Annotated in this window: 18 protein-coding genes and 1 riboswitch; all 18 genes read left to right on the top strand. The window is 39.2% G+C overall.

The annotated features are described in order from the left end of the window. Positions 1 to 11: 11 nt before the first annotated feature. Entirely contained in the window at positions 12 to 758 is a 747-nt protein-coding gene (locus AC1DVB_RS20650) for an SDR family NAD(P)-dependent oxidoreductase (protein ID WP_186442118.1), read from the top strand. A 167-nt stretch (positions 759 to 925) separates the two neighbouring features. Further along, positions 926 to 1,516 (top strand): TetR/AcrR family transcriptional regulator, encoded by a 591-nt coding sequence (locus AC1DVB_RS20645; protein ID WP_230137285.1) that lies wholly within the window; start codon positions 926 to 928, stop codon positions 1,514 to 1,516. 179 nt (positions 1,517 to 1,695) lie between these two features. Beyond that, a complete protein-coding gene (gene ssuE / locus AC1DVB_RS20640; RefSeq protein ID WP_477590728.1) occupies positions 1,696 to 2,229 on the top strand; it encodes an NADPH-dependent FMN reductase in 534 nt (177 codons plus the stop codon). Positions 2,230 to 2,507: 278 nt separating this feature from the next. Then, positions 2,508 to 2,616, top strand: a riboswitch (SAM riboswitch). A 156-nt stretch (positions 2,617 to 2,772) separates the two neighbouring features. After that, entirely contained in the window at positions 2,773 to 2,916 is a 144-nt protein-coding gene (locus AC1DVB_RS20635; RefSeq protein WP_082609336.1) for a YezD family protein, read from the top strand. Between the two features lie 169 nt (positions 2,917 to 3,085). Continuing rightward, positions 3,086 to 3,802 (top strand): phosphoadenylyl-sulfate reductase, encoded by a 717-nt coding sequence (locus AC1DVB_RS20630; RefSeq protein WP_098864584.1) that lies wholly within the window; start codon positions 3,086 to 3,088, stop codon positions 3,800 to 3,802. 52 nt (positions 3,803 to 3,854) lie between these two features. Continuing rightward, a complete protein-coding gene (gene sat / locus AC1DVB_RS20625) occupies positions 3,855 to 5,003 on the top strand; it encodes a sulfate adenylyltransferase (protein WP_057277555.1) in 1,149 nt (382 codons plus the stop codon). 42 nt (positions 5,004 to 5,045) lie between these two features. After that, positions 5,046 to 5,645: an adenylyl-sulfate kinase gene (gene cysC, locus AC1DVB_RS20620; RefSeq protein ID WP_098185935.1), complete on the top strand. Its 600-nt coding sequence runs from the start codon at positions 5,046 to 5,048 to the stop codon at positions 5,643 to 5,645. 16 nt (positions 5,646 to 5,661) lie between these two features. Further along, a complete protein-coding gene (locus AC1DVB_RS20615) occupies positions 5,662 to 7,287 on the top strand; it encodes a nitrite/sulfite reductase (RefSeq protein WP_477590725.1) in 1,626 nt (541 codons plus the stop codon). A gap of 20 nt (positions 7,288 to 7,307) precedes the next feature. Further along, complete coding sequence (locus AC1DVB_RS20610) at positions 7,308 to 7,523, top strand: DUF3906 family protein (protein WP_057277557.1); 216 nt, start codon at positions 7,308 to 7,310, stop codon at positions 7,521 to 7,523. A gap of 19 nt (positions 7,524 to 7,542) precedes the next feature. Then, the gene (cobA, locus tag AC1DVB_RS20605; RefSeq protein ID WP_095679685.1) at positions 7,543 to 8,319 is read left to right on the top strand and encodes a uroporphyrinogen-III C-methyltransferase; all 777 of its coding nucleotides are present in this window, start codon (positions 7,543 to 7,545) and stop codon (positions 8,317 to 8,319) included. Beyond that, a complete protein-coding gene (locus AC1DVB_RS20600) occupies positions 8,319 to 9,080 on the top strand; it encodes a sirohydrochlorin chelatase (protein WP_230135567.1) in 762 nt (253 codons plus the stop codon). The genes cobA and AC1DVB_RS20600 overlap by 1 nt, the downstream gene beginning before the upstream one ends. Then, complete coding sequence (locus AC1DVB_RS20595; RefSeq protein WP_052137252.1) at positions 9,061 to 9,693, top strand: NAD(P)-binding protein; 633 nt, start codon at positions 9,061 to 9,063, stop codon at positions 9,691 to 9,693. Before AC1DVB_RS20600 ends, AC1DVB_RS20595 begins: the two co-directional genes overlap by 20 nt. A 146-nt stretch (positions 9,694 to 9,839) precedes the next feature. Then, positions 9,840 to 10,739: a sulfite exporter TauE/SafE family protein gene (locus AC1DVB_RS20590; RefSeq protein WP_034306930.1), complete on the top strand. Its 900-nt coding sequence runs from the start codon at positions 9,840 to 9,842 to the stop codon at positions 10,737 to 10,739. A gap of 947 nt (positions 10,740 to 11,686) precedes the next feature. Then, complete coding sequence (locus AC1DVB_RS20585; protein ID WP_098864579.1) at positions 11,687 to 12,205, top strand: mismatch-specific DNA-glycosylase; 519 nt, start codon at positions 11,687 to 11,689, stop codon at positions 12,203 to 12,205. A gap of 30 nt (positions 12,206 to 12,235) precedes the next feature. Then, positions 12,236 to 12,391 (top strand): hypothetical protein, encoded by a 156-nt coding sequence (locus AC1DVB_RS20580; RefSeq protein ID WP_230135565.1) that lies wholly within the window; start codon positions 12,236 to 12,238, stop codon positions 12,389 to 12,391. Next, complete coding sequence (locus tag AC1DVB_RS20575) at positions 12,354 to 12,521, top strand: AzlD domain-containing protein (protein WP_372464649.1); 168 nt, start codon at positions 12,354 to 12,356, stop codon at positions 12,519 to 12,521. The genes AC1DVB_RS20580 and AC1DVB_RS20575 overlap by 38 nt, the downstream gene beginning before the upstream one ends. Positions 12,522 to 12,940: 419 nt before the next feature. After that, a complete protein-coding gene (locus AC1DVB_RS20570; RefSeq protein WP_477590730.1) occupies positions 12,941 to 13,954 on the top strand; it encodes a glycoside hydrolase family 15 protein in 1,014 nt (337 codons plus the stop codon). A 246-nt stretch (positions 13,955 to 14,200) separates the two neighbouring features. Further along, positions 14,201 to 14,574 (top strand): GlgB N-terminal domain-containing protein (locus AC1DVB_RS20565; RefSeq protein ID WP_477590721.1); only part of this gene is annotated, 374 nt, incomplete at its 3' end.

Genomic DNA, 14,574 nt, shown 5'->3' with positions numbered 1-14,574 from the left:
GGGGAATGTATATGACAGCAAGAGTTGCAGTTATCACAGGGGGAGCAAGCGGTATAGGCCGAGCCACATGCCTGAAATTCGCAGCAAAAGGGGACAAGGTCGTTGTTGCGGATTTTAATGAAGAAATGGGTCGGGAAACCGTTGATCAGATAACAGCTAATGGTGGAGTGGCCATTTATGTTAAAACGGATGTTTCTAAGCAGGAAGATGTTGAATCGTTAATCAATAAAGCAGTGGAAACATACGGAAGGCTCGATATCATGTTTAATAATGCCGGCATTGGTGCGGGCGGTATGATCCTAGACCAAGATATGGAAGGTTACTACAAAACGATTGGGGTGAACCAGCACGGAGTGGCCTTTGGAATCATGGCAGCAGGACGGAAAATGAAGGAACTGGGTAACAAGGGAGTCATTATAAATACCGCTTCCGTGTTTGGCTACTTAGCTTCCCATGGGACTTTTGCCTATCAGGCGACTAAAGGCGCTGTAAGAATGATGACACAGACAGCAGCTTTGGAATTGGGTGCTCATGGCATACGCGTTGTGGGCATTGCGCCGGGCGGGGTCGACACTCCTATCATACAAGGTTATAAAGACAGGGGAATCATCGATAAATTGAATGCAAGTCAAATGCGCGGTGAATTGATTAAGCCAGAAGCCATTGCAAATGCCGTCTATCTATTATCGTTAGAGGAAGCGGATGCGATCAATGGAAGTGTAGTCATGGTCGATGATGGCTATGCATCTTTTAAGTGATTTTAAGAAAAAATCGTCCCAACCAGATGATGTTTTCTATTTATGATATATGGGAATATTGAATTCTAATAGATCAAAGGTAATATTGACCGATTGATACCAGCGATATATCATGGGAAATAGATGGGTGAAACCGGTCTTATCTTTATAAAAGAAGGTTGATATTTTTGAAAAAAGGGCAGCAAACCAAAGAACGAATCATAAATGTAGCCCGGACTCTTTTTGCCACTAAAGGTTTTGACATGACAAGAACGAATGAAATTGCCTCTGCATGCAATGTTTCCGAAGCTACTATTTACAAATACTTTGACAGCAAAAAAGATTTGCTTTTGGCTACAATTACCCCTAATGAAAAAGAGGAATCTGAAGATGGGACTAGCCATCTATCCACGGATGATCTAGTGGAGAATCATGTTACTACCATGATAAAAAAAATTCTTGAAAATAAAGAACAGTTTTCGATATTATTTAGGGAAACACAATTCGATCAAGATATTTCAAAGCAATATGTAGATCAGATTTTCAAGCCAAATGCCAGGCATATTGAAATACAGAAGAGAATAGATAGCGGAGAGATACAATATATCTCTGATATTATTTTATTTAATGTTGGGATCATTTCTTTCACATTGGCTTTATCTACACATTATGAGATCCATCAACAAAAAAAGGAGCCATATTTTACTTCTGAACGAATTAAGAGCATTGCTCAACTTTTGGTATATGGTATTCATGGGAAACAAAATCATACATATTGAAACGGTCATATTTAGGGCATGAGCATCAAGCCGTAAATATGACCTTTTTTTCATTCAGAGTAGATGTCCAGAGTGTAAGATTTGACTTATATTTTTCAGACAATTACGATAAATGTATACTTCACGAAATGCTTTAAGAAAATTATATCTGGAAATCTTGTAACATTGGAGGGTATCAAATGAGCGATATCGTAATTTTATCAGGAAGTCCGGCTATTCCATCAAGAACGGACATTTCACTAAAACATATTCAATCATTAGTCGAAAATGCAGGATTTACTACAGCTTATTTCTCGATTCCGGATTTCTCAGCAGATGATTTATTCCAAGGGAAATATAATAGCGAGGATATCTCAAAGCTTTCAGAGAGAATTCAAGCAGCCAGAGGAGTCGTTATAGGTTCACCGGTATATAAGGCTTCTTATACAGGTGTATTGAAAGCATTGATTGATTTGCTGCCAGAAGGTGCTTTTAAGGGTAAGCCGGTGTTGCCAATCATGATTGGTGGAAGTAACAGGCATCTATTGGCGATTGACTATGCGCTTAAACCATTAATTTCAATATTAAAAGGCGAGCCGCTGCAGGGGATTTATTTTGTTGATAAGGAAATAGATAAACAGAATCCAGAAAATCCGATCAATGATTTGCATCTAATTGATCGCGTCCAGAGTCAGGTTCAAGAATTTGTAGAAGCGATACAGTTAAGAAATTAATGACTTCAATAAATTAATTCCTTCTTAAAGAGACTGGAACCTTAGAAATTTTTATAGAATAACACGCGTCAATAATTGGCCTATTAATGAAAATAGACTCATTTTTTTGGAGATTTTATCTAAAAAGACGAGTCTATTTTCGTATTTATATGCACATAAAATCATAAATTGAATAGTGTGTATAAAAATAACAGTTCATCCATAATATTAAACCAAGTTATTTTATAAGAAAACTCCATTGACAAGGATTAAATATATGTTAATATTTAAAATAATAAAACTTATCCAGAGCGACGGAGGGAATTGGCCCTTTGAAGTCCGGCAACCTGCATGATGGATGCAAGGTGCTAACTCCAACAAAATGTTGATCATTTTGGAAGATAAGGTAAAGATATTTACCTTGCGATCTTTCCATCATGGAAAGATTTTTGTTTTTTGTGAAAATATTAGGCAGACCATAACAATGTAAGGTTGTATGGAATTATATAAATCTAAAAAATTTAAAATAAAATATTCGCGGGTTTTCTTAAAGGAGGAACTGGTTTGAATAAAGAGAATCAGCTTGAAGAAATTTTTGAACGACTTCAAGAAATGCTTAATTCAATGAAATATGGATCCATTACACTTATTGTCCAGGATGGTAAAATCATTCAAATGGAGAGAAATGAAAAACTAAGAATTAAATAAGGTATCTGCTGACTAGAAAAACTAGAGGCGGGTTTAACTGATATAAAGAGAGTATTGGTTAGATTCGTCTCTTTTTCCTAGATTCAAATAACCCGGGGGATATTACAACGGGAATTGATCAACAGTTACTCTAACCTGATACAGCAAGTTTTTAGAGGGGGCTACAAAGTTGGCTGCATTAATAAACTATGAAAATTTCAATACAGGGGACTTCCCTGTATTTCCTCAAGACACTGAGACAAAAGGTGCTTTGGAAGTACTGCAATGGGCGAATGACCATTATGGAGACAAACTGATTTATGCTTGCAGTTTTGGTATTGAAGGCATCGTGCTTACGGATTTATTGGCGAAGGTCAATCCTTCGGCAAAAATAGTTTTCCTAGATACAGATGTTCATTTTGAGGAAACTTACCAATTGATCGAGGAAGTGAAGAAGCGATATCCGAAGCTTTTGATCGAAATGAAGAAACCTGACTTGACGCTTGAGGAACAAGCGGCGGAATATGGCGATGAATTATGGCTTAGTGATTCCAATAAGTGCTGTAACATCCGTAAAATCGTTCCGCTTACAGATGTGCTTTCATCGGCAACAGCCTGGCTTTCGGGACTGCGGAGGGAGCAATCCGAAACAAGGGCTAAGACCGAGTATATCAATAAGGATAATAAGTTCAAATCAGTTAAAATATGCCCGCTCATACATTGGACATGGAAAGATGTTTGGCGCTATGCCCACAAAAATGGACTTCCATATAATGTCCTGCATGATAATGGATATCCGAGCATTGGATGTAAAACGTGTACTGCACCTGCCTTCAATGCAGATGATTTACGCTCAGGCCGTTGGCAAGGGGCTCAAAAAACGGAATGCGGATTGCATTTATCTTAAATAAATAGAAATTATAGGCATAAATAAATAGAAACCATAGGGGGAAATTAGCATGACAATCAGTTTACCGCACGGAGGAACATTAATCGATCTTTGGGAACCAAAATATGATTTTAGTAAAATAACGAAGTCAATCGAAATCGATGAAATTGCTTTRAGCGATCTTGAATTGATAGGGACTGGTGCCTACAGCCCGATTAAAGGATTCTTTACAAAAAGTGACTATGAGACAGTGGTAAAGGATATGAGGCTAAGCAGCGGACATGTATGGAGCATCCCGATTACGCTGCCTTTGACCGAAGAAACTGCAGGAAGCCTTACTATAGGTGAAGAAGTAACATTAACCCATGATGGTGAAACATACGGGGTTCTCTCCGTTTCTGATATTTACACTCCAGATAAGCAATTGGAAGCGACATTGGTATATCAAACAGCTGATGAGAAGCATCCTGGAGTAAAAAACTTATATAACCGCGGGGATGTATATGTCGGCGGGGAAATAAAGTTGATCAAGAGAATAGAGCGTCCGCTATTTCAAGCTCATTATTTGGACCCAGTCGAGACAAGGAAGGCTTTCGCTGAAAAAGGATGGGAAACGGTTGTCGGTTTCCAAACGAGGAACCCTGTTCACCGTGCACATGAATATATTCAAAAGACAGCATTGGAGATCGTCGACGGTTTATTCTTAAATCCTCTCGTCGGTGCCACTAAATCAGATGACATTCCGGCAGATGTAAGAATGGAAAGCTATAAAGTTCTGCTTGACAAATATTATCCTAAGGATCGCGTCTCCCTTGCAGTTTTCCCTGCTGCCATGCGTTATGCAGGACCTAGAGAAGCCATTTTCCATGCGATGGTCCGTAAAAATTATGGTTGCACCCATTTTATCGTCGGACGTGATCATGCGGGTGTGGGCGATTATTATGGCACATACGATGCCCAAAAAATCTTTGGGAACTTTAACGCAGATGAGTTAGGAATCACGTTATTATTCTTTGAACATAGTTTTTACTGTAAAGCATGTGGCAATATGGCTTCCGCTAAAACTTGTCCGCATGGCAAGGAAGACCATGTCATCCTGTCTGGAACGAAGGTAAGGGAAATGTTGCGTAATGGAGAAATTCCTCCAGCTACCTTTAGCCGTAAGGAAGTCATCGAGGTGTTGATAGAAGGTCTAAAAAAAAATGAAGTTTATAACTGATTGGACATAAATGGAAGGTTACATGAAGAGGGGGATTATCAAATGAGTAAAAGTACGAATGTCACATGGCATGAGACGTCATTGACCAAGGAGCACCGACGGAAGCAGAACGGGCATGAAAGCACGGTTCTATGGTTTACAGGACTATCGGGTTCCGGAAAATCAACGATTGCAAACGCGGTCGCTAAAGAATTATACAATCGGAATATTCGAAGTTATGTTTTGGATGGTGATAATATCCGTCATGGCTTAAATAAAGATTTAGGTTTTTCTGAAGAAGATAGAACCGAGAATATTAGGCGGATCGGTGAGGTTTCCAAGTTATTCGTGGATAGTGGGCAGTTCGTATTGACCGCTTTCATATCACCTTTCAGGGCAGATCGGCAGATTGTACGTGATTTACTCGAAGAAGGGGAGTTTATTGAAGTATACATAAAGTGTCCGATTGAAGAGTGCGAAGTGCGTGATCCAAAAGGGCTTTATGACAAGGCCCGTAAAGGCATCATTAAAGATTTTACCGGAATCGACTCTCCATACGAAGAACCTGAACGACCGGAAATCATTTTAGAATCCGACCAATACAGCATTGAAGAGTGCGTTGAACAGGTAATCGGTTATTTAACAGCAAAGAAAGCGATTTAATCAAGGAGGAAATGTAATGGTTTACGAGAAATTTTGGTCGGAAAATCCACTAATCGCTAAAAATAAAACGGAAATCTGGAAATTGGAAAAAGACGGCTTGAAGATATTTGATGATATTCCACATTACGCAGCAAATGGGTTTGATTCCATCCCTAAAGAGAAATGGGATATGTTCAAGTGGGCAGGTTTATACCTGCAACGGCCAAAAGAAGCTGGTTATTGGATGATGCGAGTCGTTATTCCCGGAGGTATCCTGACTTATGATCAACAAATAACTCTAGCTAACATCRCTAAAGATTACGGGAGGGACGTATATGACATTACAACCCGTCAAGCCATTCAATTCCATTGGCTGACCATCGAACAGGTCCCGGATATATTGAATCGTTTAGAAAAGGTTGGAATGACTACGGCTGGAGCTTGTGGTGATATAACCCGTAATATCATCGGTAATGCATTGGCAGGCATCGATCCTGATGAACTTTTTGATACGCGCGAGGTACTTTATGATGTATTTGAGTATTTCCGCCTTAACGAAGACTATTCGAACCTTCCGAGGAAGTATAAAATGTCCATAAGTGCCAATATCCATAATGCTTCAAATGCTGAAATCAACTGTGTTTCTTTCAATCCAGCTACTAAAGTAATTGATGGAGTAACGGAAGTCGGTTTTTACGTAAAAGTAGGGGGTGGGCTTTCCTCCGTTCCGATGCTGGCAGAAGAACTTGACTTATTCATTTTACCTGAAAAAACTGTGGAAGTGGCTGCCGCCATCACGACGATATTCCGTGACTTTGGGTACCGTGAAAAGCGTCATCGCTCACGTTTGAAATTCCTTGTCGCTGACTGGGGTCCTGAACAATTCAAGGAAAAATTGCTGGAATACACCGGTCCGCTTCCTGAAAAGGGAGAAAGTGCGGTGAAGGGATGGAATGCAGGGTATTTCTACGGCATCCATAAACAAAAGCAAGATGGTCTGAACTATGTTGGCGTCAATATACCAGTTGGTCGTCTAAACCCAGACGAAGTGATCGAGTTTGCCGAACTTGCAAAAAAATATGGAAATGGTGAAATCCGCAACTGTAATTCTCAAAATCTAATCATTCCTAATGTGCCGGATGCAAAACTTGAGGAATTAAAGCAGGAATCCATCTTCGAAAGATTTCCATATCAACCAAAGAAATTCATTGGGTACTCCGTTTCGTGTACAGGCATCGAGTATTGCAACCTGGCTCTAGTTGAAACGAAAAACCGAATGAGGACCATTTCTGAATCACTGGACAAGGAAATAGATCTCGATGTGCCTGTAAGGATGCATATGGTCGGCTGTCCGAATAATTGCGGTCAAAGAGCCATCGCTGAAATAGGGCTGCAAGGCATAAAAATGAAAAATCAGGATAAAAAGATGGTCGAAGCTTTTGAGATATACGTTGGAGGAACGCTGAATGAGGGCGGGAAGTTCAATGAAAAGCTTAAAGGAAAAGTGGAAGCTGAAAAGCTCCATCATGTTTTGAAAGAAATAATCCTATTTTTCAAAGAAACTAAACTTCTTTCCGAAACCTTTCTCGACTTTGTGGAAAGGGTAGGGGTAGACGAATTACAAAGTAAACTTGATGATATATTAGCGGAAGTGGCCGTTTAATAGGGGAAGGTAAGCATTCCATGAATCTATACCGTTTTGAAGTCACTATCAAGGAAAAACCAATTCATGTCATCATTGTTGCCGATTCAGATGAAAAGGCGTTTGATCTTGTTGATATCGAGCTGGAAAAGCATTATTTGAAAACGCCTGAAGTGGATGACATCTCATTATATGAAAAAAGGAAAATTAAAAATGGAGCAGGTTTCGTTTTATCGGAATTCGAAACAATTCTCTAAGGGAAGGCAGGATGCAAAAATGGGGAAAGTATATCTAGTAGGAGCCGGTCCCGGAGATCCAGATTTAATTACATTAAAAGGATTAAAATGCATCCAAGAAGCTGATGTCATTTTATATGATCGACTTGTCAATAAAGAACTTTTGAATCATGCAAAAGACGGTGTCGAGCTGATTAATTGCGGTAAACTGCCGGATTATCATTTGTTGCAGCAGGATACCATCAATCGGTTCCTCGTTAAATATGCAAAAAAGGGAAAAATAGTCACCCGTTTGAAAGGCGGCGATCCATTCGTCTTTGGGAGAGGCGGTGAGGAAGCGGAAGCCCTTGCCAAAAGTGGCGTGAGCTTTGAAATCGTACCAGGAATTACAGCTGGAATCGCCGCTACAGCCTATGCGGGAATTCCAGTTACACATAGGGACTATGCTTCATCATTTGCAATTGTTACCGGTCATCGGAAAAAAGATGAAGAGGATAATATCAAGTGGGAATCCCTTGCAAAAGGAATCGATACATTAGCCATTTATATGGGTGTTAAAAACCTGCCATATATTCAAGGAAAACTTTTGGAACATGGAAAAAGCCCGGAGACTCCGGTAGCCCTTATTCATTGGGGTACATTAACAACGCAAAAAACAGCTGTCAGTACGTTGGCTAAAGTAGTGGAAACCGCCAATTACGAACAAATTTCGAATCCTTGCATGATAGTCGTGGGGGATGTCGTTAATTTACGGGAAAAAATCAAATGGTTTGAAGGAAAACAAACCGAAAATTTGTTGGCGAATGAGGCCTTTTAATGGAAGCCATTTTATATATTTGCCATGGCAGCCGTGTTAAAGAAGCTTCAGCCCAAGCCATTGATTTTATTAAAGTTTGTATGCAAGCACAGCCATATTCCATTCAAGAGTATTGCTTCTTGGAATTGGAAACTCCTACGATTGAAGAGGCCTACGAACGATGCGTCCAAAAAGGTGCGACGAGCATATTGGCCATTCCAGTTCTATTGCTGACAGCTGTACATGCAAAACATGATATTCCAGTCATATTGAATAAAATGAAAGAACGGTACCCCGCTGTTGTCTTGAAATACGGAAGGCCGATTGGTGTCAGCGAGAAAATGGTTGACATTTTAGTGGAACGGTTGGAGGAAACAAATGTAAGTGTTACAGAGGATTCCTTGGTTTTATTGGTTGGAAGGGGCAGCAGTGACCCCGACGTGAAAAGGGATTTATCTCGATTGGCCGTTTTGCTAAGGAACAGGTTTCCAAAAATCCGGGTGCAAGAGTGTTATTTGACAGCTGCCACACCAAGCTTTGGAGAAGCGTTGGAATTTGCGGTGGAATCTCGATCAAACCAAGTATTTATCATTCCTTACTTATTGTTTACAGGTCTCTTAATGCAGTCGATTGAAAATAGTATAAAAAAGATTCAAAAAAAGGGGAAGCAAAGAATCATACTTTGCCGATATTTAGGTTATCACCCAAAGATTGAACAAGCAATATCAGAACGAATTCATGAAGTGAGTGGGGAGGGAGCCTATGTATCCAATTACGCTTAATATCGAGAACAGAAAGTGTGTCATCATCGGCGGTGGTAAAATAGCTTACTTTAAAGCGGGCCCCTTATTGGAAGCTGGTGCTGAAGTTACCGTCGTAAGCCCCGAAATATGCACAGGTTTTCAAGTGTTGGAGAAAGAAGGTAAGATTCGGGTCTTACTTAAAGAAGTGGAAGAAACTGACTATAATGATGCATTTTTAATCATTGTTGCTACCAATTCTACTGAAGTAAACGAACGAGTATACGAGAATGCATCCGAAAGTCAGTTGGTTAACGTAATCAGCAATCATGAGTTGGGTAATTTTCATATACCGGCCACATTGAATAGAGGCATGCTTTCCATAAGTGTTTCTACCAATGGAGCAAGTCCAACGCTCGCAAAAAAAATACGGAATGACCTAGGTAAAGTATATGATGAATCATATGAAGAATATCTTGAATTCCTTTTTGAAGCAAGAATGATTATAAAGAATGGGTCATTTTCAAAAGAAGAAAAATCTAAATTATTGAAAGATTCAATAGAGGATATTTATAAATATTCCTTAAAAGAAAGATATCGTTTTTTAGCTAGGCTTTTACCAGTAGAAGCTGAAGAAAATATATCATTGGGCTGATCAGAAAAACTGAAGGCACCTAACCAACATTTCATTTTGGTTAGGTGCCTCTTTGTGTCTTAAGGAAATCTAAATGATTTATACAGGCAAACGGTACCATCGGGTCGATGATATAGGTTCTATTTTAGTGAAAAAAGGGGAATGTCATGAAAAAGTTAATCGTTTTGGCCTTTATCGGGTTTTTAGCCCAATTAATCGATGGTTCGCTTGGAATGGGGTATGGTGTGAGTTCCACTTCCTTATTGTTGACATTCGGGATTGCCCCTGCAGTAGCATCAGCATCCGTTCATTTATCGGAAGTAGTGACCACAGCAGTATCCGGAGCCTCACATATAAAGTTTGGGAACGTTGATAAAAATATGGTCTATCGCTTGATCATTCCAGGTTCTGTTGGTGCATTTGTAGGTGCATGTTTCCTGAGTAACCTGCCAGCCGAATTAGCAAAACCGTATATTGCCATATTTTTATTTGGTCTTGGTGTATACGTTTTATTCCGCTTTTTATTTATTTTTAAACCGTCAAAGGAAAATGAAACCGTAAAGCCATTGACCGCAAAACAATCCATTCCGTTAGGCCTTTTTGCAGGCTTTTGTGATGCAACAGGCGGAGGCGGTTGGGGACCGATTGCAACACCCGTTTTATTGTCAAAAAAAGGCATGACGGCGAGAAAAGCTGTAGGAACTGTAGATACGAGCGAATTTGCCATTGCTTTCTTTGGAAGTCTTGGCTTTATCATTTCTCTTGGATGGGAAGCTGTCAATTGGCTTTGGGTCGTAGCTTTGATAATTGGAGGAGTGGTTGCCGCACCAATTGCAGCCTGGCTCGTCAGGATGCTTCCTGCTCAATTAATGGGTGTTTTAGTGGGCGGTTTCATTATCTTAATCAATGTAAGAACATTATTAGCTACATGGATTCCGATTGAAGCCCATATATACATCTATACTGGCATCGTGATAATATGGTTTTCTGGAATTCTTCTTACCATCAATAAAATGGCCAATGCGAGAAAACATGATCATATCGAACACCGCCAGAATGTTTCCTGATTCCCGAGTTTGAAAGAAGCGAATGTACACAAGTTGCAAATTCCGATGCGTAAATAAACTCGTAGGTATGTATGTGCCTACGAGTAAAGTCGTTTGCCAAATGGAATAGCGACTATAAAGTTGCTGCGGTTTTAATAAAGGATCTTGATCTTATTTAATAGATTCATTACCCTTTTTAAGGGTTCCTAAAAATCGAGAGACTTATCACTCCAATGTATAAGAATTCATAGTACCCCTTACTAAAGTAAGCCGTCGGAGAGATTTGAATGATTTTAGAACAGAAGCAGAATCAATAATTTATAGCTCCTACTGGTCAAATGAGTGATTTACACTTTCACATAATATAATAGGAGGAACTATTTCTTTTACTCTATTGAATTTAAATCCCTGCCTGTTTGGATATCGGCATTTGATTGATGGAGGCTAATTCAGCGTCCACAAAAAGACCCGTGATTTCCACCAGAAATAACGGGTCTTTCTCTTGTCTTGGTTTCCCCAATAACCCTCCCCGTGCCTACAATTGGTCTTCAAATCACTACTAGTAAATGACTGGGCAAATTGAATGCACTCAGCCATATTCTTAATGTCCTTTAGCTTTCTGTCATATCCGACGATGAGTACATGAAAAAAAATCGCGGATATCCTTTAATTTAAATCCCTGCAAGCTTTGAAAAGCATGCAGGTTTTTGCTTTATGCCGGGACATCGGAAAAATCGGTTTATTCCTTGGAAAAAAATCTTTACCTCCACTATGGTATCCTATTCATATCTAATGTCTGGCAGTGTGTCCAGTGAAGGCGAACATAATGTTTTAGGAGCAATAGGTCTTCTAAATACAATTTGTCAGGTATGCACCCATACTATGGAGCCGTCACCGTTCAAAAGGTAGTTAAATATTTTTCAGTTTTGTACAATGATTAAATAGCAAACTTGAAAAGGAGTTTTAATATGGAAGGCATCTCTGATCATTTAAAGGAAAATTTGGATATTTTGTTCGTAGGTTTCAATCCAAGCATTCGTTCAGGTGAGACTGGTCATCATTATGCGAATCCAAATAATCGCTTTTGGAAAATCCTCTTCGAGTCCGGGCTGACACCAAGGAAATATGAACCGACTGAAGACTCGTCATTGCTGGATTTAGGTTATGGTTTTACCAATATCGTTTCCAGGCCTACAAAAGGAGCGGACGATATCACTAAAGAAGAGTACATAAAAGGAAGGAAACAATTAAAAAGGAAAATAAAAAAGTATAAACCTAAACTTGTCTGTTTTGTAGGAAAGGGTGTCTATCAGGAATATCGTCAATTACGAAAAATCTCATGGGGGCTGCAAGAAGAAACCACATCAAATGAGACCATGGAATTCGTTGCCCCTTCTTCCAGCGGTTTAGTTAGAATGCCGATAAATGAGATCATCGAAATTTATAGTGAGTTGCCCATTCTGCTTCGCCAGCTGAAAAGCAATTGAAGAAACTTATTAAAACAACGGTGAAATTATATGAGTCAGGATAATGCTAAAATGGAAAAGCGTGGCTTTTCTGAGGTCAATGATAGTGAATTATTGCCAAGGAGTAAAGAATTGTATATCTATTTTATGGGATACCTAAGTATCGATCTTGCTAACAGGCTCGTCGATAGGGACTTTCATACCTAGAATCGGTCTTTTGGCGTTGCTTAGTAATGCGCAGATTCCTGAATGGGGCATCGATTGGCTAAAGCATGAGCAAGTAGCCTTAATGGCGGCGCTTTTTGCATATAGAACAGGTCTTTTCACTTTAGGATAATGGGTTGGATTTGGCCGAATCTTTTTACAGCGATTGGCTACGGTTATGATTGGCTTGCTTTCCTTGATGAAATTACTAAATTTCTTTTAATGATTACTAAACATTTTAATGATAGGCCGATATAACCAGTAATGGATTGCCATTACTGGGTTTTTATTTCCCAAGAACATATTTCATAAACCGCACCTTTTTGAGATCGTTCATTACGGTTAGGCAAATGACGCTTTTTAATGAACATTGGAAGCTTGATTATCAAAATGGCCAGTGATTACATAAACTAGGGTGAATGTACTTCTGAATGGTCGTTTTGGTTAGCAGAAATGAAAGCGCTTCTAATTGAAAATGAAACAACCAACGTTTAGAAAACGGGAGTCTGTCTACAATGGGAATAAGCAAATAACTATGGAGGTGTTCAATTGATGAATGTTAATGGTGCCCTAGAGGTTCTTGATCGCATGCGGCTTCCTAATGGTGCATATACTGCAAGCGTTTCCGATGATTATAATTATGTCTGGATAAGGGATGTCGTTTATACAGTAATACCTTTTATAAATGATCCGTCCAATCGTTACGAAAAAGCATATCATGCTTTATTCGACTTATTTCAAACCTATGAGTGGAAGATAGATATTCATACGGTGCAGAAACCCCAGTTTCTATTTGAACATATCCATGCAAGGTATTCCACTGAGCTAAAAGAACTGCCCGATGAGTGGGGGCATGCCCAAAATGATGCGGTAGGTGCCTTTTTATGGGGTGTCGGTGAAGGATATAGGCATGGTAAAAAGGTGATAAGAAACCAACGTGATTTAGAAATTGTCCAAAAGCTGGTCAATTACTTGGAATGCCTGCAATATTGGCAGTCGGAAGATAACGGGATGTGGGAAGAAAATATAGAAATCCACGCTTCAAGCATAGGTGCATGTGTTGCTGGATTGAATTCAGTCAAAATGCTGGTAAACGTCAAGGAAGAACTGATTAAAAAGGGAGAAGAAACACTTCGTTTCCTGCTTCCAAGGGAAAGTTATTCAAAAGAGACGGATTTAGCCCTTTTATCGTTGATTTATCCGTATCGGCTGGTAGACCGTGAAATAGGACTTGAAATATTGAAGAATGTCACAGAAAGACTAGAAAGAACAAATGGTTGCATTAGATATGAGAAGGACCTTTATTATAATGACGGTCAAGAAGCGGAATGGTGTTTCGGGCTTCCATGGTTGGGCTTATGCTACCTTGAACTTGGCATGATGAACAAAGTTAATGAATATATAGATAAAACAAAAATGATCATTCCGGAAAATTGGGAAGTTCCTGAGTTATATATTGGAGGCAGTAATATACCAAACGGGAATACTCCTTTGGCATGGTCAGTCTCATTATCCTATTTATTCTTGACGAAGACTTCCATGATTCGAACTGAACAAATAACATGAAGCATTCATACTGGATACCTTAAAGCTCTTCCTAAAAAAAGGGAAGAGTTTTTCTTGGTATAATAATATTTTTACAATAAATGTCTTTTTTCTTTAAAAAAGTGTTTAAATTTACAAAAAAACGGCTATTTATAACAATAACTTCACCTCCATTTGAAGGATTAATATCATTTTCATCGAATATATATAATAACTGGGGAAGGATGGGTAAAATACTATCGAGTTAATACTGATGGAGGGGTTTTATTGAGTACAATTATTGACCAGCTACAAGAGATTTATCCAAGCGATTTCGATTTGTATTTGTTTCATGAAGGCACCCTTTATGAAAGCTATAAAATGCTTGGGGCACACATTGTGACAACATTAGGTAATGAAGGAGTACGATTCACCGTTTGGGCCCCCCATGCCAAGCAAGTTTCAGTAGTCGGTAATTTTAATAATTGGGACGGAAAAGATCATGCGATGAAACGGATCGAGCGTTCAGGTATCTGGGTGTTGTTCGTACCAGGATTACAAGAAGGGGAACTCTATAAATATGAAATACATACACCCGGAAATAAACGTATCCTAAAAGCCGATCCATATGCCTTTTATTCGGAGGTCAGACCAAATACTGC

Source organism: Peribacillus sp. P4_D6 (genome assembly GCF_056401795.1).
The sequence above is the reverse complement of the archived record's forward strand: the minus strand, read 5'-3'. Positions and strand labels throughout refer to the sequence as shown.